Below are 23,522 nucleotides of genomic sequence, written 5' to 3'. Positions count from 1 at the left end.
AAATCTTATTAAAGTTTGTTTTTTAGGAGAGCATTTTGAAGATTTTGCTTTTAGAAGATGATTTGGGGTTTCAAGAGAGCGTCTGTGAGTTTTTGCAGACGCTTGGTTATGAAGTTACAGCGGTGAGCGACGGTCAAGAGGCTTGCGACTTGATAGAGAAAAATTTCTATCACCTTTTTATACTCGACATAAAAGTGCCTGGAGTGAATGGTCACGAAGTTATCAAGTATATAAGAAGTCTAAATCCAAACGCTCCTATCATGATAACAACATCTTTGGTTGATATAGATGATATGGCGATTGGCTACGAGCTTGGCTGTAATGAGTATCTAAAAAAGCCATTTGAGCTAGCTGAGCTTAAATTTAGAGTTGCTGAGCTTATGAGAAAGTACTATGGCACTGATGATAAAAACATAGTAAAGATAAATGACGAGTTTAGCTTCAATCTAAATAAACGTGTGCTACTTAAAGATGGCAAGATGGTTGATCTTAGCGCAAAAGAGGTCGCTTTGGTCGAGTGTTTGGTTTCACACTTAAATTCTTACGTCAGCATGGAGGAGCTTAGAGATCTTGTCTGGAACGACAAAGAGATCGAGGGCGCTGATATAAGGATGCACGTTTTAAAGATAAGAAACAAGACAAACAATAACTTCATCATCTCAAAGAGGCGCATAGGCTACAAGATAGATGCACAAGAGCTTTAAGATCCAGATCATAGCGACATTTGTCATAATGTCGCTCTTTTGCTTTCAAAGCTTTGTGATCTTAAATTTAAGTCAGAAAAATAGCAGCTCAAAGGCTCTCTTTGGCGCTATGAAGCATGAAACCATCATCAAAAATGCATTTCTCAAAAACGAAAATATAGTTAGCTCATTAAAGTATAAATTTGCGATTTACGACGTAAATTTTAAACCAGTCATCTCAACGCTTAGCAAAGAGCCAAGTAGCTTTAAATTTGTAACCCTAGAAGAGGGCGGATATCTTTTTTACAAGAGCTTTTTTATAAAAGATAAGACCCCTTACTACATCGTCGTAGAAAAGGAGCTTGATAACAAAAAGAACATCTTTTTAACAGCCATCATGCTGCTTGTCATCCTTGTGGCGGTGCTTTTTATCGTCTATTTTTTATATTTAAGCAGCGTTAAGCCTTATAAAGAGTTTCAAAAGTATATGAACAACTTCTTTAACGACGCTATGCATGAGCTAAAGACCCCACTTGGCGTAGCTGGCATGAACCTTGAGATGCTAGGGCTTGAAAACAAGTATATAACACGCATCAAAAACGCTCTAAAACAGATGCAAATAACCTATGAAGATGTCGAGTACTTCATAAAACGAGGCTACATTAAATTTCCACTTGAGAGGCTAAATTTAGGCGAATACGTTAAAGAGCGAGTGAAATTTCTCTCAAGCGTGGCTGATGTCAAGCACATCGTGGTAAAGACAAATTTAGCAAACGAGGCATTTACTATGCTAAGCAAGGTCGAGGCTCAGCGCATCATCGATAACACCATCACAAACGCTATAAAATACAGCCCAAAAGAGAGCGAGATAATAGTAAATTTAGAGCTTGAAGCAGAGCGCATCAATCTTAGCGTGCAGGATTTTGGCAAGGGGATAAAGGACGTAAAAAGGGTCTGGAAAAGATACGTCAGAGAGGATGAAATCCAAGGCGGCTTTGGCCTTGGGCTAAATATCGTCAGTGAAATTTGCCAAAAACATGAAATTTTATACGGCGTTGATAGCGTTTATGGCAAGGGCAGCACCTTTTACTATAAATTTAAACGAGCTTAGATTAAGCATAAAAGCGTAAAATGAAGCCTTAAATTTAGAAGGAAAAACTTTGGATAGAATCGTTGAAATCGAAAAAGTAAGCTTTGAAAATGACTTTGAAGTCTCGCTAAGACCTAGCAAATTTGAAGACTACATCGGTCAAGAAAAGATCAAGCAAAATTTAGACGTCTTTATAAAAGCAGCCAAAAAGCGAAATGAGTGCCTAGATCACGTGCTATTTTACGGCCCTCCAGGGCTTGGTAAAACCACCCTTGCTCACATCATCGCAAACGAAATGGGCGTAAGCATCAAAATGACCGCAGCGCCGATGATAGAAAAGAGTGGCGATCTTGCGGCGATCCTTACAAATTTACAAGAGGGCGACGTGCTTTTTATCGACGAGATACACCGCTTAAGCCCAGCTATCGAGGAGGTGCTCTATCCTGCGATGGAGGATTTTAGGCTAGACATCATCATAGGCTCAGGGCCGGCTGCACAGACTATCAAGATAGACCTGCCAAAATTTACGCTTATTGGCGCGACCACTCGTGCTGGTATGATCTCAGCGCCTTTAAGGGACCGCTTTGGGATGGACTTTAGGCTGCAGTTTTACACAAGCAGCGAGCTAAGCCGTATCGTGCAGATCGCCTCTGCCAAGCTTGGCAAAGAGTGCGATAAAAACGCCTCGCTTGAGATCGCCAAACGCTCACGTGCCACGCCAAGGATCGCCCTTAGATTATTAAAGCGAATTCGCGACTTTGCCGAGGTAAATGACGAGCTAATCATCAGCCACGAGCGCGCAAAAGAGGGACTTAACGCACTTGGTGTAAATTCGCTTGGATTTGACGAGATGGATATTAGGTATTTAGAAATTTTGATGCAAGCAAGGCGCCGTCCTATGGGGCTTAGCACGATCGCAGCGGCACTTAGCGAGGACGAGGGCACGGTTGAGGATGTCATCGAGCCATATCTGCTTGCAAATGGCTTTATCGAGCGCACAGCAAAGGGCAGGATCGCAAGTGCGAAGTGTTTTGAGACCTTTAACGTCAAGATCGACATCGAAAAAGGGCTTTTTGAGTAGCGAAATTTAAATTTGGAGCAAAAATGAGCGAGCCACATCTTTGTCCTAAGTGCAAGCAAAGGACGATTTACTTTGACGGGATCTGCTACTGGTGCAGGCAAAAAGAGAAGCTGGAGTTTTATGAAAATTTAAATGAAGATGAGATCAAACAAAAGCTAAAAAATGTCCTAGCTCACGTAGACGAGATAGGCAAATATGATGAAATTTATAGCGATCTTGTCTATATTTTCTACCTGCATGGCATTTGCGACGAGCAGATCATAAGAGAAGTGACCAAGCAGGGCGAGTACTATCCATTTGAAATTTACAAAAATGCCCCAAGTGACGTCAGAGACGAGCTTATAAATAGCCTAAATGGCGCCCAAAACACTGTAAAAACAAATCACATCCTCTGTGCGCTTGCGTGGCAGGGCGATGAGGTGGTGAGGGAGCTATTTTTTAAGCTCTATAATGCGCCAAAGCCTTGGAAGGCAAAGCTTCACGTTGATATGGATGGATACGCGCAGGTTGCTGGCTGGAGCTTTGATAGCAGCGGCAAGAGAAGAAGCATAGTTTTTGATAGGTGTTTTACCTGCCAGCCATGCCAAAGCGCAGAGGCAAGCGTTAAATTTAAAGCACTAAGTGATGAAAAATGTAAATTTTGTAACGGCGAGATACTGGAATTTACAATCAAAAAAGAGAGCCTAAAGCGACTTGGGCTAGAGCTTAAAAATGACGCTGTGCTTAAATTTTGCCCGACATGCGTGGGCTTTGTGCAGTATTTTTGCCAAAATGACGGCAATAGCGTGCAAACAGAGACAGTAGGCGAGGGTGAGAGCGAGGACTATGTAAGAGAGGCTGTGGCGGTGCTTGATGGGCAAAATTTCGAGCTCGCCAGCGAGGTTTGCGCTCACTACTCATATATGATAGATAGTGAAATTTTACTTGGCGGATATCCGCAGTGGCTGCAAGACACCGAGCATCTAGCATGCCCAAAATGCGGTAAAACGATGAAATATCTAGCACAAATTCCTTTTGGTGCTTTGGCGGACGTCGAGGGCACGATCTATATGCAAATTTGTGATGAGTGTGAGGTTGTCGGAGCAAATTTTCAGTGCACGTAAAAGGCTAAATTTATAGGAGCTTTCGAGCTAGAAAATTTACGTAAGGCATAAATTTATCTAAATTTATTAAGCGGTGGCAGGCTAAAAATGCCAAAAGCCTGCTCTTTGTAAATTTGGCGCCAAAGCGTTTTAGTAAATTTATCGAGCAAATGAGTAGCTTTGATAAATCTGCTATAATTACCCCATTTTAAGGGAGCGAGATGAATAACAGGCTGTTTTTTGGAATTTTTGCGTTTTGTGCTTTGGCTTTGGTGGTCTATCTTTTTAAACCATTTTTACTTGACATTTTTATCGCAGCGCTGCTTGCGGTGGCTGTTGCAAACGTGCAGATCGCATTTTTAGCGCTTACTAAAAACCGCAAAACGCTCTCATCAGGTCTTACGACATTTGCGCTTTTATGCTTATTTATAGCGCCTCTTCTTTACGCCGTCATCGAGATAGCAAAATACGCAGCTGGCTTTGATATAAACAACGTTACAAAGACTATTGAATTTATTAAAAACTATGATTTTAGCCTGCCAGAGTCGATAAATTTCTTAGAGCCAAAGATCAAGGAATTTATAGGCGGGCTTGATATCAAGATGCTCTTTTCGCAAGTCGCTGCCAATCTTGCAAATTTAGGCAAACTAAGCCTTAAATTTGGCGTTGATATGATCATCATCCTAGTCTTTTTCTTCTTTTGCAACCTTTACGGCAACGAGCTTATAAACTACCTAAAAGAGGCGCTTCCGCTTAAAAAAGAGGACACCGAGTCGATACTTAGCGAGGTTGGCAACGTGATGGGCGTCGTTTTTTACTCAACCATCGCAAATATGATCATCCAGGGCTTTTTATTTGCCATTGTCACCAGTTTTTACGGCTATGACGGCGTGCTAACTGGCATATTTTTTAGCTTCGCTTCACTCATCCCAGTCGTTGGTGGCTTTTTGGCATGGGCGCCTATTAGCATTTATGAGTTTGCAAATGGCAACACAGCAGCCGCTATCACGATCGCGCTTTACACCATCATCGTGATCTCATTTGGCGCTGATACGCTGCTAAAGCCGCTTGTCATTAAATTTATAAACTCAAAACTAGTCAAGATACCAACAAAGATAAACGAGCTACTCATCTTTTTTGCGATGATCGCTGGTATCACGACGTTTGGCTTCTGGGGCGTGATACTTGGACCTGCGATCGTGACATTTTTTATCTCAACGATCAAGCTTTACACGCTTTTGCGAGAGAGAAATTTCGTATAAAATAGGGGCAAAATATGATATATGAAGATAAATTTATAAGAGTTGAGCGCGAAGAGAACGAGCTTCCGTGGGTGAAAATTTTTGCAGCTAAGCCCTACCGCGAGCTAAGTGATTGTGACGAAGCGAGTAGAGCTAGGCTTTTTGAGGCGATGCTGGTGGCTGAAAAGGCTATGCTTGAGTTTTATAAACCAACTAAGATAAACATCGCAAGCTTTGGAAACTACGTGCCACACGTGCATATTCACGTCATTGCGAGATTTGAAAATGATGCATTTTTTCCAGATAGCGTTTGGGCTAGCCCCAAAAGAAAAAGTGAGCTTAAGCTACCTAAATTTGACGAATTTGCTAAATTTTTAGAAAAAAAACTAAGGCTTAGTTTTGAGTAAATACAAAAAATATTTTAATATCTATATCGTTTTAGTCGTTTTTGCGCTGCTTGGTAGCCTATTTTACTTTCTTTATAGCTCATACATGGTTGAAAAAAAGCAAAATAATATGCGCGTCTTTTTTGACTACCACGTAAAGCAGCTAAACAAAAGCATTGATGACGCGAAATTTTCATCAATGGCGATCTCGATCCTGCTTGCTCAAAATGAGTCCGTGCAGATGTGCTTGCTAGGTCAAAACCGCGACGAATGCGTAAAAAACATCGAAAATTTAACCAAAACTCTTGGCGCAGCGTCGATGTATAACAACATCAAGCTTCATCTTTACGACAAAGATCTAAAAAGCTACGTAAGAAGCTGGGATCTAAACAGATATGGCGACATGATCGCTAGTGGTAGGTTTTTAGTCCAAGAGTCAAGGCGACAAAATAAGCCCATGGTTGGCATCGAGGCGTGGTATGCGGGGGTGCATATAAGGGCTGTTTCAAATGTGATGCATGAGGGCAAAAACATCGGTAGCATCGAGGTTTTGCTAAACTACGACTCACTTGGAAATTTCTATAAAACGCAAGGTATCGACCTTTTTGTGCTCCTATCAAAAGATAAGATGCCAGCACACAAAAGCGTGCCAAGTGATCAAATTTTAAGTGATTATTACATCGAAAATTTAAGCAGTGCGAATTTAAATATAGTTGGAATTTTGCGCGATATCGACCTTAAAAAGTATGAATTTTACGTATATAAGACGCACTATTTTTGCGTTGTGCCACTACTTGATGCTAGTAACACGCAGATAGGCTACTACGTCCTTCATGTAAATACCGACGAAAAAGAGCGAAACATCTCGCAAAACTATCTTGAATCAGAAGAGCTTTTTTAAATTTAAAAATTTTGCTCTAGCGCTTTGGTGCTGCTAGAGCTTTTTGCAGAATTTTTATAAATTTGGAGTATAAATTTAACCCTTATACGAAAACTCTTCGCTTGGGAAAATTTTGTTTTTTACTTCGCTAGCGTAGCTTTGCACGCCCTTTCGCACAAGAGCGGCTCCGTCAAGATAGCGCTTAACAAATTTAGGCTTAAAGTCCTCAAAAAATCCCAGCATATCAGACCAGACAAGCACCTGCCCATCGACGTCCGCCCCAGAGCCTATGCCCACAACTGGCACACGAACCTGCCTTGTTATCTCGCTTGCTACGTTGCTAAGCGTGCCCTCAAGCAGTATGCCAAACGCACCAGCTTGCTCAAACGCCAAAGCCTCTTCAACTAGCCTTTTTGCCTCAAACTCGCTTCTGCCTTTTATCTTATATCCACCTTCAAATTTAAAAAACTGCGGCTTTAGTCCGATGTGAGCCGTCACGTTTATGCCCTCTTCGCAGAGGCGTTTTACTAAATTTACCTGATGCATGCCAACTTCAAGCTTCACAGCATCGGCATTTGTCTGCTTAAAAAATTTCATCGCATTTTTGATCGCTTGTTTTTCGTTTGTGTAGCTGCCAAATGGCATATCAGCTAAGATAAAAGTCTTTTTAGCACCGGTACAAACAGCCTTTGTGTGATAAAGCATGGTGTTCATATCAGCACTTAGCGTGCTCTCTTTCATATTAAAACTCATATTTAGACTATCGCCAACAAGGATCACATCAGCATAATCATCAAAAATCTTCGCAAAAAGCGCATCGTAGGCGGTTATCATCACGATAGGCTCGATGCCTTTTTTATTTTTTATATCATTTATAGTTAGTTTTTTCTTTGCGATTTTTTCATCTTTCATGGCTAAGTCCGGTAAAATTTGTGATAATGCTAACAATTTTATCAAAATTTTGCTACAATTACGCCAATTTCTTAAGGACATGAAAATGGGTATATTAAAAAGGCTTGAAGTCGATTATTCTTACGATATAGTTGAGGAGTTTCTCTCTCACTACACCTTGATGTGCGATTTACTAGAGCCTTTGGTAATAAATTTAGGAAGAGCTGACAAGTATAAGGAGAGCATTTTAGAGCTTTCTAGGATCTTTCACAATATCAAATCAGCAGCAGGTTTTATGCATCTTGACCCGATCTTGAAATTAACGACTTTGGCTGAAGAGGTCACTCAAGAGGCTAGAAGCTTAAAAGGTCCAGCAAATGATAAATTTATAGATTGGTTGCTGCTTATTAGCGATCAGTTTCATAAATACAAAGGCGACGTCGAGAGAGACCTAGAGTATTTTAGCGTCCTTGAGCCAAAGATCATTGACGTACCTGCAAAGCTTGACTAAACAATCCAACTAAACCATTTCATTTTTTATGGGAGCGACTTGGCTTCGACAGGAGCAGAGTGTGTACGGTGGCACGTCGCTTTGAGCAAAGCGTAAAAAGCTCAAATTAAATTTAAACGCAAACAACGTTAATTTCGCTCCTGCTTACGCTAAAGCTGCGTAAGTTCAGTTGAGCCTCGCTTTGTCTCATTCTAGCTAGGATGTAAGCGAGTAATTTAGCTAGAGTAGGCTAGCAAAGTGACTGCTTGCTAGTTGAAATTTTAGTCTTAGTCTAAATTTTGGTTTTGGAAAGTGAGCCTTTTTAGATGAAATTTTCACTTTTGCTAAGCGTGTAGAGGCTGTATGGATTTTGTTTTTGGACAGGGGTTCGATCCCCCTCGCTTCCACCATCTTACTTTGAATTTCTCTTAATTTTACTTACTTTTTAAAATAATATAAACTAAAATAACACAACTCATATAAACAAAGGAGAGGGATATGTTTTTAGAATTTGATTATGCTGATAACTTTAAGGAAGGCTTTGCTCGTGTTCTAAAAGATGGCAAATGGGGATGTATAAACACCAAAGGTGAGCAGATCGTAGAGTGTAAATTTGATGATGTTGGTTATTGTTTTAACGAAGGCTTTGCTGCTGTTAAAAAAGATGGCAAATGGGGATATATAAACACCAAAGGTGAGCAGATCGTAGAGTGTAAATTTGATTATGCTCATAACTTTCACGAAGGCTTTGCTCGTGTTCAAAAAGATGGCAAGTACGGATGTATAAACACCAAAGGTGTAGAGTGTAAATTTAATGAAGTTCGTGACTTTAAAGAAGGCTTTGCTGCTGTTGAAAAAGATGGCAAATGGGGTTATATAAACACCAAAGGTGAGCAGATCGTAGAGTGTAAATTTGATGATGTTGGTTATTTTAACGAAGGCTTTGCTCCTGTTCAAAAAGATGGCAAGTACGGATATATAAACACCAAAGGATACTCTGTCATTTTTGACAAAAGCAAAAATGAGATAATGGAGGTGTTTGATAAGGTTATAGACAGGTCAAATAACACTTTCTACTTATCACGGCTAGGTGATAAATTTGGACTTTTGGATGAAAACTTTAGTATCGTTATCAAAAATAGCATTTATGGTAAATTTGAGGTGCTTCAAAGGATAAATGAAACTACTTTTTTGATAAAAATAGCAGAGCGAGATCTTTTTGTAGATAGCGAAGGAAATTTCAGATAGGCTAGCTATAAAAAGCTTTGCCAGCCAGTTAAATTTAGTCTGGCTGGTTTTTTATCTAAGCTTTGTCTCGAAAAATGCGTTAAAAAGTGAGTTTATGCCTTGCTTTGTAAATTTCTCCATTATCTTTTCTAGCTGCGGTTTTTCTTGCCAGACGGGCTCATCTACGAGGCTTATTTTAGCTAGCTCATTTTGAGCGTCTATGTAGCTACCAAGGCTGTCTATTAGCCCCATTTTTAGGGCATTTTGCGCCAAAAAGACCCTTGCGTTTGCCCACTCGTCTTTTTTCTTGATATCTAAATTTCTAGCCTCCGCCACGTCACTTACAAAGAGCATGTAAGCGTCATTTACGAGCCCTTGTAAGCTCTCACGTTCTTGCTTGCTCCAGCTCCTCATAAAGGTGCCAGCCTCTTTAAACTCGCCAGCCTTCACCACCTGCTCGCTCACGCCTAAATTTTTGGCTAAATTTTCGATGTTTGCCCCTTGCATGATGACGCCAATGGAGCCTATGAAAGCGCCTGGGTTTGCGACGATAGTGTCGGCATTTACGCCAGCGTAGTAGCTGCCGCTTGCCATGTTGCCAGCAGCGTATGCGAGCACTTTTTTGCTCTCTTTTAGTCGCTTGACCGCCATAGCTAGCTCCACGCTTGGACTTAGCGCGCCGCCTGGACTATCGATGTAGAGTAGCACGCCTTTGATGTTGTTATCCAGCCTTGCTTTTTCGAGCGCATCTAAAATTTCGCTAGTGTCCATTATCGTGCCGGTGATGTCTATGCGGGCTAAATTTGGCTCTTTCATCTTGCCATCTGGCGCGAAAATAAAAAATAAGATGAGTAAAAATATGAGCGCCTTAAAGTAGTTATTTATAAATTTAAAAATTCCCAAAATTCCTCTAAAAATAAGCCTTAAAATTTGCAAATTTTGCCTCCGATATATAGTTTTTTAGCCTCGTTTGTATGAAGTATGAGTTGAAGTATTAGCTCGCTATCATCGCACTCTAGGTCGTTATAGACGGCAAGATCAGCAGCGCGTCCAGCCTTTATCTCGCCGTTATTTGTCCTAAGCGCCTTTGCGCCCCCATGCGTTGCAGCGACAAAAAGCCTAGTGGCAAGCTCGTTTAGATCAAGGCTAGCGTGGGTAAATAGGGCGGCTCGTAGCTCATGCCAGAAATTTAGGCTGATATTTGAGCTAAGGCCGTCTGTGCCGATGTTTAGACTGACGTTATTTTTGAAAATTTCTTTTAAATTTAGCGCCTTTTTGCCAAGTAGCCTGTTTGAAACGGCGCAGTGTGTCACGCTGTGATGAGGCTTAAATTTAGCAAAATCACTCACATAAACGCAGTGCGTAAATAGCGTATTTATCTCACGAAACATCTCAAAATAGCCCTCTTTATCATACATAGGCTTTGGATCAGGGCTAAATCTTAAAAGATGCTTTTTAAAGCCACCGCTGCCGTGCTCTAGCCACTGCTTTTCAGCCTTGCTCTCTAAAAAGTGTGTGCTTACAAGAAGATCATCCTTTTTAGCTATCTCAAGGGCAGCTTTGGCGAGCTTTGGGTGCACAGAGTAGGGCGAGTGCAGCGAGATAGCTGGGGTGAAATTTTTACTTTTATAGCCCTTTGTTTTTTCAAATTTAGCTAAGAAATTTTGCAAATTTTGCTGAACCATCTGCTCATTTGAGCCTAAAATTTCACTAAAAAGCACGACTTTTAGTGGGCTAGCGGCTAAAATTTCAAGCTCCGAGCCAAAGCTAGATATCTCGCCAATGGTACAAACTCCGCTTTTTAACAGCGAATTTATGGCTTCACTCATCGCTTTTTTAGCGTCCATCTTAGCTAACTCGCCGCCTTTATCAACGATAGAGCCAAGCCACTTTATAAAGTCACCATATTTTAGGGTGCTAACGTTTGAGCTAAACTCCAAATGAACGTGTGTATTTACGAACGCTGGGGCGATCACGCTCTCACCAAAGTCGCAAATTTTCGCATCTTTAAATTTCTTTTGCGCCTCTTTTTCGCTTGTAATTTCTAAAATTTTATCGTCCTTGAGAACAACACAAGAATTTCTTAAAATTTTTGGATTTTCTCCGCCAGTGATGATCTTTTTTGCTTTTAAAATTTCCATTTCTAGCCTTAAATTTTTGTTATTGTAGCGAAAATTTAGGAACGAAAATGTATAATTTGGGCTATTTAATCAAAAAGGAGTGACATGGATAAGAAGCTAAAAATAATGGTTATCCAAGGCCCAAATATCAACATGCTTGGCGCTAGAGAGCCAGGAATTTACGGCGTTATGAAGATGGAGGATATCCACTCTCAAATGAAGATCGTTGCCGATCAGAATGACGTTGAGATCGAGTTTTTTCAAAGCAACCTTGAGGGCGAGCTAGTCGATAAGATCCAAGAGTGCTTGGGTGAAGCTGATGGCATCATCATAAATCCAGCCGCTTACACTCACACCTCTATCGCTATCCGTGACGCGCTAAGTGCGGTTGCGCTGCCAGTTATCGAGGTGCATATCAGCAACGTTTATAGAAGAGAAGAGTTCCGCCACAAAAGCCTCATCGCACCAGTTGCAGCAGGTCAGATCGTGGGCTTTGGACCAGTTGGCTATCATTTGGCGATGATAGGCATGCTTCAAATTTTTGAGCAAATCAAAGCAGTAAGAGCAAATCAAAAAGCACAATGAATTTCATCTTAAAGGACGAAAACGCCGTATTTTACGAGTGCGGCTACAGCTGCGACAATGAGTTTTTGCTATGCCTTGACGACGTGAAATACTTTTTCACGGACGCTAGGTATTATTTCGAGGCAAAAAGCTGTGTAAATGCAGGCGTGGTCGTTCTTTTGGCGCAGAGAAATTTAATAAGCGAGGTTAGAGCATTTTTAAGAAAGATGAAGCCAAGCAGCCTCGTTTTTAACCCTGATGAGCTAAGTTTAAGCGAGTTTAATGCGCTTAGCAAGGGATTTAAGATAAATTTCAAGCCAAAGGCAAATTTCTCTAGGCTAAAGAGAATTTGCAAGAGCGAAGATGAGATAAAAATTTTAAAAAAGGCTAGCGAATTTGGAGCCAAATGCTTTGATGAATTTGCTAAATTTGTGCGTGAAAATGGCGAAGGGATGAGCGAAAAAGAGCTTCATTTCAACGCCTCGCTTATCTTTAGGCAAAAAAATGAGCTAGGTCTTAGTTTTGATCCTATCATGGCGATAAACGAAAATGCCGCAAAGGCGCATGCACTGCCTGGGGATAAAATTTTAAAAAAGGGCGATTTGCTGCTGCTTGACGCTGGGGTTAAATTTAAGCGTTACTGCTCTGATCGCACCAGAACTGCTTGCTTTGATGAAAATTTTAACTTCTCAAAGGAGCAAAAATTTAAAAACGCCAAGATGCAAGAAATTTACGAGATCGTAAAAGAGGCTCAGGCTGCCGCGATAAAGGTCGCTAGAGCTGGAGTTAGGGCGTGCAAGATAGACCTTGCAGCAAGAAGTGTGATAGCAAAGGCTGGATATGAAAAGGCCTTTTTTCACTCGACAGGACACGGCGTGGGCGTCGATATACACGAGCTTCCAGTCATCTCAGCAAGGAGCGAAATGCTCATAAAAGAGGGCATGGTCTTTAGTGTGGAGCCTGGAATTTATCTAGAAAATGAATTTGGCGTGCGCATCGAGGACGTGGTGGTCGCAAGAGAAGGTGGATGCGAGATTTTATGAGGCTAGCTGGAGCAAGAAAGATCGTAAAAAGCCGTTTTTGCCCTAGTTTTTTTCAAAAAAGAGATGAGTTTAAGTATGAGGCGCTAGTTGGCATGGGTGGCAACATCGGCGATAGCGCAAAGAGGTTTGATAAATTTATAAGAGCGATTAGTGAAGATAGGCGTTTTCATGTGGTTGAAGTCTCGCCGATCCTTATAAATGCGGCGTTTGGCTACGAAGCGCAGGATGATTTTAGTAATGCTGTTATAAATTTACAAACATCTATGAGCCCTAGAAATTTGCTAAAAATTTTAGGGCACTATGAGAGTAAATTTAATCGCGTGAGGACGTTTAAAAATGCGCCACGCACGCTTGATCTGGATATTTTGTATTTTAGTAAAAAAGTCTATAAGACGCCGCGCCTTATCGTGCCGCACCCAGGGGCTGGTAAGAGACTTAGCGTGATCGTGCCACTAGGGCTTATGAGAGGTTAAAGGATATAAATGGCTACAAAATTTCATACTTTTACAGGCGAGAGCACCATCGAGGCTTTGAAAAAGGCTCAAGAAGCGTGCGGCGAGAAGGCCATACTCGTCACCACAAAGCAAATTCAAGCCAAAACGATAAACAAAAAGCCGCTTTATGAAATTTTAGTAAGCGTCGAAGAGGACGAGGTAAAGCAACCGCCAAAGCCAAATGTAAAAGCAATAAACTATGAAAATGCCTACTCTAAATTTAGCAAAAACTACGAGCCACCAAAGCCAAAATTTGAGATAAAAGAGGAGCCTGCTAAATTTGAGGCAAAGACGATGTCGCCTGAGCCTTACGATCCAAATGAGAGCGTGCTTTTAAACATCTCAGACGTCGCAAAAGAGATAAGTGCGATCGCAAATGTCGATATGAACGAGATAAAAGAGCCAAGCACAAATGGCATGAATAAAAAAATAGACGACGTGGCAAAGCAAGTAAGCGCGCTAAGCGAGAAAATAGGGCTGATAACTGACATGATCTGGGACGAAAAATCCCCAAATCGCAACAATCTCTCGATCCCGCCAGAGTTTGCTAGCATCTACAAGCTCGCAAAACAAAGTGGCATGAAAGAGGAGCATCTAGAAGCGATCATGCAAACGACGCTTGAAAATTTGCCAGTCTCTATGAAAAGCAACCCAACTGCGGTAAAAAGGTACTTCTACTCGCTTTTGCGAAATATGCTACCTTGCAGAAAAGAGCTAAGTGATAAAAAACAGCGCATAATGATGCTAGTTGGTCCAACTGGAGTTGGCAAGACGACGACTCTTGCAAAGCTTGCGGCTCGCTTTGCTTACGGCAACGAAAAGCGCTATAAAACGGGCATCATCACGCTTGATACATATCGTATAGGAGCGGTCGAGCAGCTATTTCAATACGCTAAGATGATGAAACTGCCGATCCTTGACGTGATAGAGGTCGAGGACTTTCAAAACGCCATAAAGCAGCTTAGCTACTGCGACGTGATACTAATCGACACTACTGGAAATTCGCAGTATGACAAAGAAAAGCTTGAAAGACTTGATAAATTTTTAAAGCATAGTGGCGCAAAGATCGATGTAAATTTAGTCCTTACGGCTGGCTCAAAGGTGGAGGATCTGATAGAAATTTATAATGGATTTTCATTTTTAGAGATCGACACTTTAATAATCACAAAATTTGACGAGACCAAAATTTTTGGCAACGTCTTTTCGCTGATATATGAGACAAACACGCCAGTTAGCTACTTTAGCGTGGGTCAAGAGGTGCCTGATGACCTTGTGGAGGCAAAGAGCGAATTTTTAGTAGAGTGCGTGTTTGACGGCTTTACAAAGCAAAAGGCTAGCGATGAATAACCAAGCGCAAAAACTACAAAATTTAGTCCAGTCTCAAAATAAGGCTAAAAATACTCATTTTATAGCGATTACAAGTGGCAAAGGCGGCGTTGGAAAGAGCACGATAAGTGCAAATTTAGCAAATGTCTTGTCGCAAAATGGCTACAAAGTAGGGCTTTTTGACGCTGATATCGGCCTTGCAAACCTTGATGTGATCTTAAACGTTAAAATGGGCAAAAACCTGCTTCACGTGCTAAAGGGCGAGTGCAGCTTAAAAGATATCTTGATACCTATAAATAAAAATCTCATCCTCATCCCTGGCGAGAGCGGCGATGAAATTTTGAAATTTAACAATCAATTTTTATTTGAGAGATTTTTAGATGAGGCGAGCGAGCTTGATCAGCTTGACTTTTTGATCATCGACACCGGTGCTGGCATAGGCGGCAGTACGCAGCTCTTTTTAGAGGCGGCTGATGAGGTTGTCGTGGTGACTGTGCCTGACCCTGCGGCGATAACCGATGCATACGCTGTCATAAAGATCGTTTCAAGGTTTAAAAATAACGAGCTTTTGCTACTAAATATGGTAAAAAACGAGGCTGAGGCTACTAGAATTTATGAAAATGTAAAGCGAGTGGCAAATGCAAATATCGGACCAAGCTTAAATTTAGAGCTAATTGGCTACGTAGCTTCTGATAAGAGCGTGGCAAGGAGCATAAAGCAAAGGACACTCTTTACAGATGACGAAGCTTACGGCTCTGCTAGCGTGCAGATCAAGCAGATAGCTTCGAATTTGCTTTATAGGTTGGAACGAAAAGTGCTTAAAGATGAGCAAAACAGGAGTTTTGGGGGCTTCTTTAAGCGTTTGATAGAACAATTTTAATGGAGATTGAGCTTTGCGTGCAGAAAATTTTATAGCATTTTTTACGGTTTGTGGATTTTTCATAGGCATAGTTTTTACCTTGCTAAAGGTGAGTGAGCCTATCGAAATGCTTGTTTATACGCTAGTTATTACTTTATTTTTTTACCTTATAATTCACATCGTGATAATGAACTACGTCGATGTAAAAAGGACTTTGAAGAAATTTTTTGACAATCAAAGACATGAGGAGATCGCGGACTATCTCATCTCTGAGCTAAACGTTAGGGAAAAACGGATGGAAAATATCATGCTAAAAGTAACCACCGAAAATTTAGACTCTGGTAAGCAAAATGTACGAACTAAAGCAAAAGCAGCTTAACGCTTATAAAAGCACCATTAAAAAAGAGCAAGACGAGATCGTCTTAAAATACATGCCAGCTCTGCGTGCGATGGCGTTTAGGCTAAAGGAGCGCTTGCCTTCAAGTATCGACGTAAACGACCTTATAAGCGTTGGCGTTGAAGAGATGATAAAGCTTAGCAGGAAGTATGACAAAGAGCAAAACGACTCATTTTGGGGATATGGCAAAAAGAGAATTTATGGCTCGATGTTAGATTATCTAAGAGCGCTTGATGTCGTTAGTAGAAGCGACAGAAAGCTAGTAAAGAGCATAAATACCGAGATAGATAACTACTTTAACACGCACGAAGAAGAGCCAAGCGACGAGTATCTGGCTGAAAAACTAAATGAAGATATCGAAAAGATAAGGGAGGCAAGGGGAGTTAGTGGCATCATCACCATCTTGCCAATAGACGAGCAAATGGAGCTAATCGGTCAAAGCGATGTTGAAAAAAGCGTAGAAAAAGAGGATCTTATCTTAAAGATCGAAAGTGCGTTAAAAGACTTTGATGAGCGTGATCAGATGATAGTTCAGCTCTACTACTACGAAGAGCTAAATTTAAAAGAGATCAGCGAGATAATGAACATCAGCGAGAGTAGAATTTCGCAAATTCATAAACGTTTGCTTGATCGCATCAGACGCAGCTTGGGGGTTTAATGGCTGATATTTTAAGTCAAGAAGAGATAGATGCGCTACTTGAAGTCGTCGATGAAGACGGCGATACGAGCAGTATCGATGTTGAAGAGAACCAACAAAGCGAGCAAAGACAGATCATTATCTATGACTTCAAGCGTCCAAACCGCGTCAGTAAAGAGCAGCTCCGTGCGATAAAAGGCATTCATGATAAGCTTGCTAGAAATTTAGCTAGTCAAATTTCAAGTGTAATGAGAAGTATTGTTGAGATCAGACTTCACAGTGTCGATCAGATGACATATGGCGAGTTTTTGATGAGTTTGCCAAGTCCAACGAGCTTTAACGTCTTTTCTATAAAACCGCTTGATGGTAACTGCGTTCTGGAGATAAACCCGAGTATTGCATTTCCTATGATAGATCGTTTGCTTGGCGGAACTGGCGAAAATTTTGAAACAAATAGAGAGCTAACTGACATCGAGGTAAATTTGCTTGATGCAGTACTTAGAATGATCATGCAGCGTCTAAAAGAGAGCTGGTCGATGATAACTGATATGTATCCAAACGTCGAAGCTAAAGAGAGCAGTCCAAACGTTGTTCAGATCGTATCTCAAAACGAGATCGTCATCATGGTCGTCATGGAGATCATCGTTGGCAACTCAAGCGGTATGATAAATTTATGCTATCCGGTCATCTACCTAGAACCTATTCTCTCGCGCCTTGCGAACAGGGACATCATGCTTGGTGAAACTAGCGCTAAGAAGAGTAGAAATAAAGAGTTAAAAACGCTTATTGGAAGAGCTGAAATTTTATATGAGGCGATATTAGGAAAATCAATCGTTAGTGTAAATGAGTTTTTAAATTTAAAAGAGGGTGATATCTTAAGGCTTGATAGAGGTGCTGATGATAAGGCGATCGTTTGTATCGATAAAAAAGAGGTATTTTTAGCTGAAGTTGGGCTTCATAGATTTAGGAAGTCGATAAGAATCGAACAGCTAATACGCTCTGATAAAGATGAGATTAAAAATATTCTAGAAAAATACGAAGAAGAGCGAAAAGCGAAACTAATGGCTTACGAAGCTAACGAACACAATATGGAAGAAGAGACCGAAGAATATGATGAATGAATTTTTTAATATATTCTCCAATGAATTGAAAGCGACCATTGAAGGGCTAACTGGTAGAGCGCCAGAGATTGGAGAGAGAAATGAATTTGATGCTCCTACGCAAAATGGCATAAAGCCACCAGTTGTCATGGCTAGTGTTGCCTTAAGCGGTGACATTGGCGCTAAAGTTGAGATCGTATGTACGCCAGTGCTAGTCAGCGCTGTTAGCGAATGGATGATGGGCGAAGAGGAAATCTCACGTAATGAAAACCTAGGTAGTGACGAGCTTGACGCTGCAAAAGAGATATTTTCAAACCTATTTAGTGCTTTTAGTACCTCTCTTGGTGCGCAAAAAGGCATGCCAAAAATCAGCTTTGAAGTGGTAAATGTAAATTTCTTAGATGAAAATTCCCCTCTTGATTTTAGCGTTTATGAAAAGCTTTTCTTGTTTAACGTAAAGATTGAGGATCTAAACGAGCATATTGGCTTTGCTTGCGATCATGCGCTGATGAGATTTTTTGAACCAACTAAAGCTGAAGCACCAGCAGCGCCTGTTAGCGCACCTCATAACTCCAAAAATGAATTTAGCGCAGAAGAGATGAGAAATATCGGCCTTATTATGGATGTTAGGCTGCCTATTCGCGTGAGAATCGGCTCAAAAAGGATGCTCTTAAAAGATGTGCTTACTATGGATATAGGCTCAGTCATCGAGCTAAATCAGTTAGCAAACGACCCGCTTGAAATTTTGATAGGAGATAAGGTGATAGCCCTTGGCGAAGTTGTCATAATAGACGGTAACTTTGGCATCCAGATCACTCAGATAGGCTCAAAACGCGAGAGGCTTCAGCAGTTGAAATAATGAATGAATTAGTAAATGATCTCTTAAAATTTCCAAGCGTTTTAAAGTATAAAAACAAAAATGTAACCTTCTTTGGCTCGGCTAGATTTGATGAAGAAAATTTCTACTGCAAAAAGGCATACGAGCTAGCTTATAAACTAAATGAGCTAGGTTTTGCCATCTTAACTGGCGGTGGAGACGGCATAATGAGAGCAGCAAACAAGGGTGCATTTGACAGCGCAAAATCCCCTAGTGTCGCACTAAACGTGAGGCTGCCGTTTGAGCAAAATACAAATCCATACGTCACCGCAAAATATCTCTTTTCAAATTTAAGCCCAAGAAAATTTGCCCTAACTGATAGCTCTATCGCATTTGTCGTCTTCCCTGGCGGCTTTGGCACACTTGATGAGCTATTTGAAATTTTGGTGCTAGCTCATGTTGGTACCAAAAAAGTGAAAATTTTTCTTTATGGATGTGAGTTTTGGCAAGGGCTTGATGAGTTTATACGAAATACGCTAATCCCTCAAAAAACGATAAACGAAGAAGATCTAAATTTATATAAAATCACCGATGATCCGGAGCTTATCGTAAGCGAAATTTTGGCTATTTAAAAATAAGATATAAAATATCGCCTTTAAATTTAAAAAAGGTAAAAATATGAAAATAATGGTTGCAATGAGCGGCGGCGTAGATAGCACGATGACGGCTAAATTTCTGCAAGAGGCTGGACATGAGGTGCAAGGCTGCTACATGATGCTTCATCAAAAGCCAGGATACCACGAAGAAAACATCAGAAAAGTCAAAAAAGTGGGCGAGTATCTTGGCATCAAGGTGCATATCCTCGATCTGCAGGATAAATTTAACGAATATGTCTATGACCCATTTGTCAGGCTCTACAAAGAGGGTAAAACACCCAATCCTTGTGCCTTGTGTAATAAATTTATAAAGCTTGGAGCGCTACTTGACTTTGCAAAGGCAAATGGCTGCGAGAAGCTTGCTACTGGGCACTACGTGCAGGTGGTTGATGGCTTTATAACCTGCGCCAAAGATCCTAGCAAAGATCAGAGCTACTTTTTAGCTCAGGTGCCAAAAGAGGTGCTAAAAGATGTCATTTTTCCACTTGGAGATAAATTTAAAAAAGATATAAAAGAGCTAGCAAGAGGCGTAAAAGTGCTTGAAGAGTTCGCCACTCAGGCAGAAAGTAGTGAAATTTGCTTTGTGGAAAATACCTACATCGAGGTTTTAAACAAGCACTACAACACAAATTTACCAGGCAATGTGGTCGATAAAGACGGCAATATCATCGGCCGCCACCAAGGCTACATGCACTACACTATCGGCAAACGCCGTGGCTTTGAGGTTTTTGGCGCTCACGAGCCACACTTTGTCATCAAGATAAATGCCGATAAAAACGAGATCGTTGTCGGCACGAAGGACGACCTTGCTCAAAAGACGGTCGAGCTTGAAAATGTAAATTTATTTATCGATGAAGATAAATTTGAGTGCGAAGCAAAGATAAGGTATAGAAGCCCTAAACTTGAGGCTTTTGCTGAGGTTGATAAAGCTAGCAAAACCGCAAAGCTAACGCTAAATCAAAATGCACTTGGCGTGGCTCAAGGTCAGCTTTGCGTGATGTATGAGGGCGATCGCGTCATCGCAAGTGGCTTTATAAAGAACTAAGCGCCTCTTTTATCACCTTTACGTGGCTAAATTCTGGCTCTTTGACAGCAGTTAGAAGCGCCACGTTTTTATACTCTTTTTCTAGCTTTTTAAGCTCTTTTAGCCCCTCTTGCTCCTCTTTGCCATTTAGCTCTTGCCTAAATCTTTTGCAAAACTCATCAAACCTAGCCTCCTTATCCTCATGAAACCATGACCTTAGCTCGTTTGATGGAGTGACTGATTTTAGCCAGATGAAGCTAGAAAATATCTCTTTTTTCACGCCTCTAGGATAAAGTCTATCGATAAAGACACCTTTAAATTTCTCGTCGTCGCTTTTAATAAAGTCGTAAATTCTACATATCTTAAACATATTTGTTATCTTAGTCCTTATAAATTTACAAATGTAAAATAGTTTAAAAATTTAGTGTAAATTTTGACTAAAAATAGTTGGTAAATAAATTTAAATTTAAAGCTCATTTTGATAAAATCACAACATAAAAATCACTAAAAAAGGTTACTATTATGAGAGGCTATAAAATTTTCTCAGGCACCGCAAACATCGAGCTTTCGAAGAAAATTTCGCAATATTTGTCGCTTCCACTCAGTGAAGCTAGCATTAAAAGATTTAGCGATGGTGAGATCAGCGTGCAAATCGGCGAAAGCGTGCGTGGGAAGGATGTTTTTGTCATCCAGCCAACATGTGCCCCAGCAAATATAAATTTAATGGAGCTTCTTATCTTAACTGACGCTTTAAAACGCAGCAGTGCAAGCTCTATAACAGCGATCGTGCCGTATTTTGGCTACGCCAGACAAGACAGAAAAGCAGCTCCTAGAGTGCCTATCACTGCAAAACTTGTGGCAAATATGATGCAAACAGCAGGCATCGACAGGGTCGTTACGATGGACCTTCATGCAGGACAAATTCAAGGATTTTTCGATATCCCAGTAGATAACCTTTATGGAAGCATCATCTTTAACGACTACGTAAAAGCAAAAAATTTACCAAATCCAGTCGTAGCAAGCCCAGATGTAGGCGGCGTGGCTCGTGCTAGAGCCTTGGCAAAAAATCTAAATTTGTTAGATATGGTCATCGTTGATAAGCGCCGTGAGAAAGCAAACGAGAGTGAAGTGATGAACGTGATCGGCGATGTGAAAGGCAAAGATGTGATCTTGGTCGATGATATGATCGACACCGCTGGCACCATAGTAAAAGCGGCTGAGATTTTCAAAGAGCGTGGCGCAACTAGCGTAATGGCGTTTTGCACGCATCCAGTGCTTAGCGGACCAGCCTATGATAGGCTAAAACTTGGCTTTTTAGACGAGCTTGTGGTGACTGATACGATCCCGTTAAAAGAAGAACTCCCTTGTATAAAAGTGCTAAGCACAGCTTCACTCTTTGGCGAAGTGATACGCCGTGTTTATCACAATGAAAGCGTAAATAGCTTGTTTTAGTAACCATTGCAGGCTAGAGCTCTGGCCTGCTAAATTTATCCATTTTGGCTAATTGATATTTATCTTTTGGGTTAAATTTCTAGTTCAAAAGACTTAAAATCCTGCTTGTAACAAGCTTAAATTTAAAGTCAAATAAACAAAAATCACAATGAAATCTCGCCACTAAATTTCTACATACTAGCTACTAAAATTTAAATAAGTCGTAATTAAGGTGCAGTGCAGATCAGATCCGCGTGGGAGCTGCGACAAATGCCGTCAGGATCGCACAAAAATGGATCACGATGCAGGAGTAGTTTGTAAATTTATTTTGGCTAGAATAGATCAAGCTCTAGCCAAAATTTATCTTGCAAGCTCATCTAGCAAGTCTTGCAAAGTAACGCTTTTTAGCTCGTTTTCTAGGGCATTTTGCGCTTTTAAAAAGTGTCCGTTTAAAAGCTCCTCTATCCTGCCACCAAGCGGGCAGGCTTTGGGTGAGTCGGAGTGAATTTTAAAAAGTTTTTCTTTATCATTTACTGCGTTAAAAATTTCAAGTAAATTTATATCTTTTGGCTCTTTTGCAAGGCTCACTCCACCAACTCCAGCTGCGACATTTACGAGCCCTGCAGTCTTTAGAGTGCCAAGCAGACGCCTAATTATAACTGGGTTTGTGTTTATGCTGCCAGCTATAAATTCGCTTGTAACCTTTTCGTTTTCAAAAAATTTAGCACACAAAAGCGCGTGTATCGCGGTTGAAAATTTAATGCCAACTTGCATAAGCTCCCTTAAATTTTTTCGTGATTATACTTAAATTTTCTGCCAAAGACAGCCAGCTAAATTTGACTTACGAGCCTTTTCTAGCTGTCAAATTTATAAACTCAAGCTCTCTCGCCGACCGCGGTAAAGCGCTTTTGGATAAATTTCTTGTTTTTTAGCTCGTCAATGATCGCAAGCTCAAGGTCTGCGTAGCTGATGTAGCTCTCATTTTTTGAGTTTAGTATGAGATCATCCCCGCCAAGCACGTATTTGCCCGTGCGAGCGCCGTTTGCGTCGTAGTCGCCTGCTGGACTTACATACATCCAAAGCACATTTGCACTACCTTTTAGCTCAAAATATGACTCCGCTGTAGCCTTTGCCACGCCCATATATGCTGTTGGGAAGTCTGGGGTATCCATGACCATAGTGCCTTTGCTATCAACAAATAACGTGCCAGCGCCAAGAGCTACGACGAGCCTTGTGCTAGTGTCTTCTAGTAAATTTACTAGGTGAGCGGCCACTTTTTTGTGAGAAAAAAAGGTTTATAACGACCAAACGGCAAATGCGCTGATAACCGCATCAAAGTCTGTTAGATCAGCTTTTGTAGGCTCAAAAATATCTTTTATAGATGACTTTTACGTCATCGTTTTACTCTTTGTTTTTTAACAATCGCCGAGTTTTGAAGCCATTTTTAGATAAATCTACGCCGCTTTTGACGTTTGTGCCTAAGATTGCTATTTAAATTTTGCTTTTTAAATTTACAGCCAGCTTGGCTTTACGTCATCAACTATCACGCCGTCGCTCATAGTGTATTGCTCTAGGCTACCGCGTTTTGTCTGGACGCAGATCATTTTGATGCCGTTTTTGCCAGCTTTAAAGCACCTTTTGCCATCTGGATCTATACGCACCGCGTCGCCTTTGCCTACTTTTATCTCTTCGCCGTCGATAAAAAGCTCGCCATCGCCATCAGTGATGATGTAAAGCTCCTCGTTTTGCTTGTGCGCATGGACAAATGGCACGCTCACATTTGCTGGAAGTTCGTTTATAGATACCTCACAGCCAGTTAAATTTAAAGCCTCTTTTAGCTCGACTCTTGGCTCGTTTGTGATCTTTGCAACTTGATAATTTTTCATTTTATTCTCCTTGTTTTTTTGTTGTAATCTTTTTTCTTACAACTGATGAGCGAAGTATAGTGATTTTTTGTTGTAATGTCAATAGTTACAACAAAAATTTTTCAAAATTTATAAATT

Annotated in this window: 28 protein-coding genes, 1 other RNA gene and 1 pseudogene; 23 read left to right on the top strand and 7 right to left on the bottom strand. The window is 40.8% G+C overall.

Annotation, left to right across the window (positions count from 1 at the left end; all coding sequences use genetic code 11):
• Nucleotides 1-35 precede the first annotated feature (35 nt).
• The 7 genes from CYP05_RS09140 (at nucleotide 36) to CYP05_RS09110 (ending at nucleotide 6,464) form a co-directional block, all read left to right on the top strand.
• A complete protein-coding gene (locus tag CYP05_RS09140; protein ID WP_009294240.1) occupies nucleotides 36-704 on the top strand; it encodes a response regulator transcription factor in 669 nt (222 codons plus the stop codon).
• Nucleotides 688-1,794, top strand: coding sequence for a HAMP domain-containing sensor histidine kinase (locus CYP05_RS09135; protein WP_103642698.1), 1,107 nt, complete (start codon nucleotides 688-690; stop codon nucleotides 1,792-1,794). Before CYP05_RS09140 ends, CYP05_RS09135 begins: the two co-directional genes overlap by 17 nt.
• Before the next feature lie 49 nt (nucleotides 1,795-1,843).
• Nucleotides 1,844-2,854, top strand: a complete 1,011-nt coding sequence (gene ruvB / locus CYP05_RS09130) for a Holliday junction branch migration DNA helicase RuvB (protein ID WP_021086590.1) — start codon at nucleotides 1,844-1,846, stop codon at nucleotides 2,852-2,854.
• A 23-nt stretch (nucleotides 2,855-2,877) separates the two neighbouring features.
• Nucleotides 2,878-3,957: a cytochrome C gene (locus CYP05_RS09125; protein ID WP_103642697.1), complete on the top strand. Its 1,080-nt coding sequence runs from the start codon at nucleotides 2,878-2,880 to the stop codon at nucleotides 3,955-3,957.
• A gap of 200 nt (nucleotides 3,958-4,157) precedes the next feature.
• Complete coding sequence (locus CYP05_RS09120) at nucleotides 4,158-5,198, top strand: AI-2E family transporter (RefSeq protein WP_021090070.1); 1,041 nt, start codon at nucleotides 4,158-4,160, stop codon at nucleotides 5,196-5,198.
• A 14-nt stretch (nucleotides 5,199-5,212) separates the two neighbouring features.
• A complete protein-coding gene (locus tag CYP05_RS09115; RefSeq protein ID WP_103642696.1) occupies nucleotides 5,213-5,584 on the top strand; it encodes an HIT family protein in 372 nt (123 codons plus the stop codon).
• Nucleotides 5,577-6,464 carry a cache domain-containing protein gene (locus CYP05_RS09110; RefSeq protein ID WP_103642695.1) on the top strand — a complete coding sequence of 296 codons (888 nt, stop codon included), beginning with the start codon at nucleotides 5,577-5,579 and terminating at the stop codon, nucleotides 6,462-6,464. The genes CYP05_RS09115 and CYP05_RS09110 overlap by 8 nt, the downstream gene beginning before the upstream one ends.
• A 75-nt stretch (nucleotides 6,465-6,539) precedes the next feature.
• On the opposite strand, the gene panB is transcribed toward CYP05_RS09110, so the two are convergent.
• Complete coding sequence (gene panB / locus CYP05_RS09105) at nucleotides 6,540-7,355, bottom strand: 3-methyl-2-oxobutanoate hydroxymethyltransferase (protein ID WP_103642694.1); 816 nt, start codon at nucleotides 7,353-7,355, stop codon at nucleotides 6,540-6,542.
• Nucleotides 7,356-7,440: 85 nt separating this feature from the next.
• Here panB and CYP05_RS09100 point away from each other — a divergent pair, with 85 nt between their 5' ends.
• The 3 genes from CYP05_RS09100 to CYP05_RS09090 all read left to right on the top strand — a co-directional run bounded on the left by CYP05_RS09100 (nucleotide 7,441) and on the right by CYP05_RS09090 (nucleotide 9,072).
• Nucleotides 7,441-7,845, top strand: coding sequence for a phosphorelay protein (locus CYP05_RS09100; protein WP_103642693.1), 405 nt, complete (start codon nucleotides 7,441-7,443; stop codon nucleotides 7,843-7,845).
• Nucleotides 7,846-7,875: 30 nt separating this feature from the next.
• Nucleotides 7,876-8,234, top strand: a transfer-messenger RNA (tmRNA) gene (gene ssrA, locus CYP05_RS09095).
• A gap of 88 nt (nucleotides 8,235-8,322) precedes the next feature.
• Nucleotides 8,323-9,072 carry a WG repeat-containing protein gene (locus CYP05_RS09090; protein WP_103642692.1) on the top strand — a complete coding sequence of 250 codons (750 nt, stop codon included), beginning with the start codon at nucleotides 8,323-8,325 and terminating at the stop codon, nucleotides 9,070-9,072.
• A 51-nt stretch (nucleotides 9,073-9,123) separates the two neighbouring features.
• On the opposite strand, the gene sppA is transcribed toward CYP05_RS09090, so the two are convergent.
• Complete coding sequence (gene sppA, locus CYP05_RS09085) at nucleotides 9,124-9,987, bottom strand: signal peptide peptidase SppA (RefSeq protein ID WP_103642691.1); 864 nt, start codon at nucleotides 9,985-9,987, stop codon at nucleotides 9,124-9,126.
• On the bottom strand, nucleotides 9,975-11,192 hold the full coding sequence (mqnF, locus tag CYP05_RS09080; protein WP_103642690.1) for an aminofutalosine deaminase family hydrolase: 1,218 nt from the start codon (nucleotides 11,190-11,192) through the stop codon (nucleotides 9,975-9,977). Before mqnF ends, sppA begins: the two co-directional genes overlap by 13 nt.
• An 84-nt stretch (nucleotides 11,193-11,276) precedes the next feature.
• Here mqnF and aroQ point away from each other — a divergent pair, with 84 nt between their 5' ends.
• The 11 genes from aroQ to mnmA are packed head-to-tail and all read left to right on the top strand — an operon-like array spanning nucleotide 11,277 to nucleotide 20,109.
• Nucleotides 11,277-11,756, top strand: a complete 480-nt coding sequence (aroQ, locus tag CYP05_RS09075) for a type II 3-dehydroquinate dehydratase (protein ID WP_103585720.1) — start codon at nucleotides 11,277-11,279, stop codon at nucleotides 11,754-11,756.
• Entirely contained in the window at nucleotides 11,753-12,778 is a 1,026-nt protein-coding gene (locus CYP05_RS09070) for a M24 family metallopeptidase (protein ID WP_103642689.1), read from the top strand. The genes aroQ and CYP05_RS09070 overlap by 4 nt, the downstream gene beginning before the upstream one ends.
• Nucleotides 12,775-13,251, top strand: coding sequence for a 2-amino-4-hydroxy-6-hydroxymethyldihydropteridine diphosphokinase (folK, locus tag CYP05_RS09065; protein WP_103642688.1), 477 nt, complete (start codon nucleotides 12,775-12,777; stop codon nucleotides 13,249-13,251). Before CYP05_RS09070 ends, folK begins: the two co-directional genes overlap by 4 nt.
• A gap of 9 nt (nucleotides 13,252-13,260) precedes the next feature.
• Nucleotides 13,261-14,619 carry a flagellar biosynthesis protein FlhF gene (flhF, locus tag CYP05_RS09060; protein WP_103642687.1) on the top strand — a complete coding sequence of 453 codons (1,359 nt, stop codon included), beginning with the start codon at nucleotides 13,261-13,263 and terminating at the stop codon, nucleotides 14,617-14,619.
• Complete coding sequence (locus tag CYP05_RS09055; protein WP_021084434.1) at nucleotides 14,612-15,478, top strand: P-loop NTPase; 867 nt, start codon at nucleotides 14,612-14,614, stop codon at nucleotides 15,476-15,478. Before flhF ends, CYP05_RS09055 begins: the two co-directional genes overlap by 8 nt.
• 13 nt (nucleotides 15,479-15,491) lie before the next feature.
• A complete protein-coding gene (locus CYP05_RS09050) occupies nucleotides 15,492-15,836 on the top strand; it encodes a hypothetical protein (RefSeq protein WP_004317586.1) in 345 nt (114 codons plus the stop codon).
• Nucleotides 15,808-16,512 carry an RNA polymerase sigma factor FliA gene (locus CYP05_RS09045; RefSeq protein WP_004317527.1) on the top strand — a complete coding sequence of 235 codons (705 nt, stop codon included), beginning with the start codon at nucleotides 15,808-15,810 and terminating at the stop codon, nucleotides 16,510-16,512. The genes CYP05_RS09050 and CYP05_RS09045 overlap by 29 nt, the downstream gene beginning before the upstream one ends.
• Nucleotides 16,512-17,612: a flagellar motor switch protein FliM gene (gene fliM / locus CYP05_RS09040; RefSeq protein ID WP_103642686.1), complete on the top strand. Its 1,101-nt coding sequence runs from the start codon at nucleotides 16,512-16,514 to the stop codon at nucleotides 17,610-17,612. Before CYP05_RS09045 ends, fliM begins: the two co-directional genes overlap by 1 nt.
• Nucleotides 17,602-18,450 carry a flagellar motor switch protein FliY gene (fliY, locus tag CYP05_RS09035; RefSeq protein ID WP_103610232.1) on the top strand — a complete coding sequence of 283 codons (849 nt, stop codon included), beginning with the start codon at nucleotides 17,602-17,604 and terminating at the stop codon, nucleotides 18,448-18,450. The genes fliM and fliY overlap by 11 nt, the downstream gene beginning before the upstream one ends.
• Nucleotides 18,450-19,040 carry a TIGR00730 family Rossman fold protein gene (locus CYP05_RS09030; protein ID WP_103642685.1) on the top strand — a complete coding sequence of 197 codons (591 nt, stop codon included), beginning with the start codon at nucleotides 18,450-18,452 and terminating at the stop codon, nucleotides 19,038-19,040. Before fliY ends, CYP05_RS09030 begins: the two co-directional genes overlap by 1 nt.
• A 16-nt stretch (nucleotides 19,041-19,056) precedes the next feature.
• Complete coding sequence (gene mnmA / locus CYP05_RS09025; RefSeq protein ID WP_258031554.1) at nucleotides 19,057-20,109, top strand: tRNA 2-thiouridine(34) synthase MnmA; 1,053 nt, start codon at nucleotides 19,057-19,059, stop codon at nucleotides 20,107-20,109.
• Here the strand turns inward: mnmA and CYP05_RS09020 are convergent.
• Nucleotides 20,096-20,458 carry a DUF488 domain-containing protein gene (locus CYP05_RS09020; protein ID WP_004317578.1) on the bottom strand — a complete coding sequence of 121 codons (363 nt, stop codon included), beginning with the start codon at nucleotides 20,456-20,458 and terminating at the stop codon, nucleotides 20,096-20,098. The two genes, mnmA and CYP05_RS09020, sit on opposite strands and share 14 nt — an antisense overlap.
• 152 nt (nucleotides 20,459-20,610) lie before the next feature.
• On the opposite strand from CYP05_RS09020, the gene CYP05_RS09015 reads away from it, so the two are divergent.
• Entirely contained in the window at nucleotides 20,611-21,540 is a 930-nt protein-coding gene (locus tag CYP05_RS09015) for a ribose-phosphate pyrophosphokinase (RefSeq protein WP_004317514.1), read from the top strand.
• A 206-nt stretch (nucleotides 21,541-21,746) separates the two neighbouring features.
• Nucleotides 21,747-21,833 (top strand): annotated as a pseudogene (locus CYP05_RS10270) (hypothetical protein); the annotation flags it as partial.
• A gap of 46 nt (nucleotides 21,834-21,879) precedes the next feature.
• On the opposite strand, the gene CYP05_RS09010 reads toward CYP05_RS10270, so the two are convergent.
• The 3 genes from CYP05_RS09010 to CYP05_RS09000 form a co-directional block, all read right to left on the bottom strand.
• A complete protein-coding gene (locus CYP05_RS09010; RefSeq protein ID WP_103642683.1) occupies nucleotides 21,880-22,293 on the bottom strand; it encodes an Rrf2 family transcriptional regulator in 414 nt (137 codons plus the stop codon).
• A gap of 101 nt (nucleotides 22,294-22,394) precedes the next feature.
• The gene (locus CYP05_RS09005; RefSeq protein WP_103642682.1) at nucleotides 22,395-22,793 is read right to left on the bottom strand and encodes an NAD(P)-dependent oxidoreductase; all 399 of its coding nucleotides are present in this window, start codon (nucleotides 22,791-22,793) and stop codon (nucleotides 22,395-22,397) included.
• A gap of 237 nt (nucleotides 22,794-23,030) precedes the next feature.
• Nucleotides 23,031-23,405, bottom strand: coding sequence for a cupin domain-containing protein (locus CYP05_RS09000; protein ID WP_103642681.1), 375 nt, complete (start codon nucleotides 23,403-23,405; stop codon nucleotides 23,031-23,033).
• Between the last annotated feature and the right edge of the window lie 117 nt (nucleotides 23,406-23,522).

The organism is Campylobacter concisus (assembly GCF_002913545.1).
Taxonomy (GTDB): Bacteria; Campylobacterota; Campylobacteria; order Campylobacterales; family Campylobacteraceae; genus Campylobacter_A; species Campylobacter_A concisus_AV.
The sequence above is the reverse complement of the archived record's forward strand: the minus strand, read 5'-3'. Positions and strand labels throughout refer to the sequence as shown.